The 2,000-nt window shown below is 57.7% G+C and carries 2 protein-coding genes; both read right to left on the bottom strand.

Annotated features, from left to right (window positions below):
* On the bottom strand, positions 1–204 hold a 204-nt coding region (locus IE243_RS23680), incomplete at its 3' end, for a response regulator (protein ID WP_194624606.1).
* Between the two features lie 19 nt (positions 205–223).
* On the bottom strand, positions 224–2,000 hold a 1,777-nt coding region (locus IE243_RS22255), incomplete at its 5' end, for an HWE histidine kinase domain-containing protein (protein WP_191321484.1).

Below are 2,000 nucleotides of genomic sequence, written 5' to 3'. Positions count from 1 at the left end.
ACCATCTATGGAGCCCGGCATATCCACATCGGTAAAGAGCACCTGAAATCCGTCTTTGCCGTCCACGATTGCCAGCGCGTCGTCGGCATTCCGGGCTTCCAGTGTATGGAAGCCCGCCTCTTCGATCAGGTCCACCAGGTCCATCCGGATCAACGGTTCGTCTTCAACAACGAGGATCGTCAGGGGCTTTTGCGTTTGATCCATATCGTGCCTTCCAACGTCATCAGACCAATTCCCTGATGATGCTCATAGGCAATTGGAACACAGCAACAAATCCGTTTGGGTCATAACGCCTAGAAACCGTGCCAGTTCCTGCAATACCCATCTGAATGAGACGAGAGCCAAAGCCTTTTTGCTTCGGCTCGGATACAGGGGGCCCGCCCTTCTCTACCCATTTCAAATTAAAGGTCTCGTCGCCTCCGTCAACGCTTATGCTCCAGCGAACCTCGACCGTTCCGGATTGCGTCGAAAGTGAGCCGTACTTGACGGCATTTGTAGCAAGCTCATGGAATATCAGGGAAAGGGAGAGGCCCGCCTTTGGCCCAAGCCGCATGTCCGGACCGGACAGCACAAAGCGGGGCCGATCCGCATGAACCTCCAGGACCCGTTCCAGAACTGCGTATATCCGCGCTGAGGACCACGATTCCTGCAGCAGCACATCATGTGCCTTGGCCAGGGCATGTATCCTGGCCATGAAGGCTTCCACCGCCTCTCCTGCTGTGGTCTTCCTCAGGGTCTGGGACGCAATTGCCTGCACCATGGCCAATGTGTTTTTCAACCGGTGGCTCAGTTCATGGTTCAGAACGCGCTGATGTTCTTCAGCTTCGATCCGTTCGAGGGTGGCGTACGTCCGGTCCGCAACCCGGCGTGCAAATTCGATTTCATCCTTGGACCATGACCGCCGTTTCCGGTGCAATATGAACAGCACGCCTTCGAGGCGGCCATGATCGAGAACGGGGGCCATCAGGAAAGACCGCGCCCCCAGTTCTGAAAATATTGGCATATCTCCAGCTATCCGCGCATCAGCTACCGCGTCCGCAACTACAACCAGTTCACCGTCTGCCAGCATTTCCAGTGTGCTCGGTAGCTCGGTGAGAAGATGCCGGCCTCTGATGGGCAGCAATCCTGGCGCGAGATGTTCCGCCTGCACCACGAACGAACCTTCGTTCTGGTCAACAGTGGCGTAGCCCAGTCGATCCCCCTTGAAGACCTCCGCAAGCGCTTCGACAGCGTGGTGTGTGGCCTCGGCAAAAGAACCGGCGTCACGAAGACGGTCCCCAAGGGACAGGAGAGCCGCGGTGTGGGCGTCACGCTGTTTGCTGCTCGTGATGTCCATCACGACACCAACCATTTTCAGCACTTTGCCGTCTGGCGCCCGGACAAAACGTGCCCGACGGGCTATCCAGCGAAGCTCACGGTCGTTCCTGCGGCGAATGCGGTATTCAACATCCAGCTTCGCCGTTCCCTGAGTCCGGCTGTCTTTGTCTGACCGCACGCCCTCATCGTCGCCAACAACGAGGGATTCCAATACTGAGGCCGGATAACTGCGCAACGGCGGCAGGCCGAAGACCCTGCAAAATTCCTCAGAGACTTCCAGTTCGTCGGTGACTGCATCGAGCTCGAAAATTCCAATGCCAGCCGCATCCTGTGCGAGACGCAAACGTTTTTCGTCCGTCCGGATCAATTCGTTCTCGGCCGCCAGTCGCTCTGCCAACAATGTGCGCCGTGAGTTGAGGCGCTTCTGAATAGCGTTCTGCCGGGCCAGATTCTTTAACGCCTGCCGCAGCTCAAGCTGGACCATTACCTGGCGCGCCAGAATGCGGAGCGCATTCTGCTGGACGGGCGTCAGTTCCCTCGGCTGGTAGTCGAGGACGCATACCGTTCCAATTGGATGCCCCTCGTCCGTCTTGAGCAACGCCCCTGCATAAAACCGAAGATGCGGCTCTCCGGTCACCAGAGGATTGGCGTCAAAGCGGGAGTCCTGCGTTGCATCCGGAACG

Source organism: Camelimonas fluminis, from assembly GCF_014656355.1.
Lineage (GTDB): Bacteria > Pseudomonadota > Alphaproteobacteria > Rhizobiales > Beijerinckiaceae > Camelimonas > Camelimonas fluminis.
Note: the sequence above shows the minus strand (reverse complement) of the source record. Positions and strands in the feature narration are given on the sequence as shown.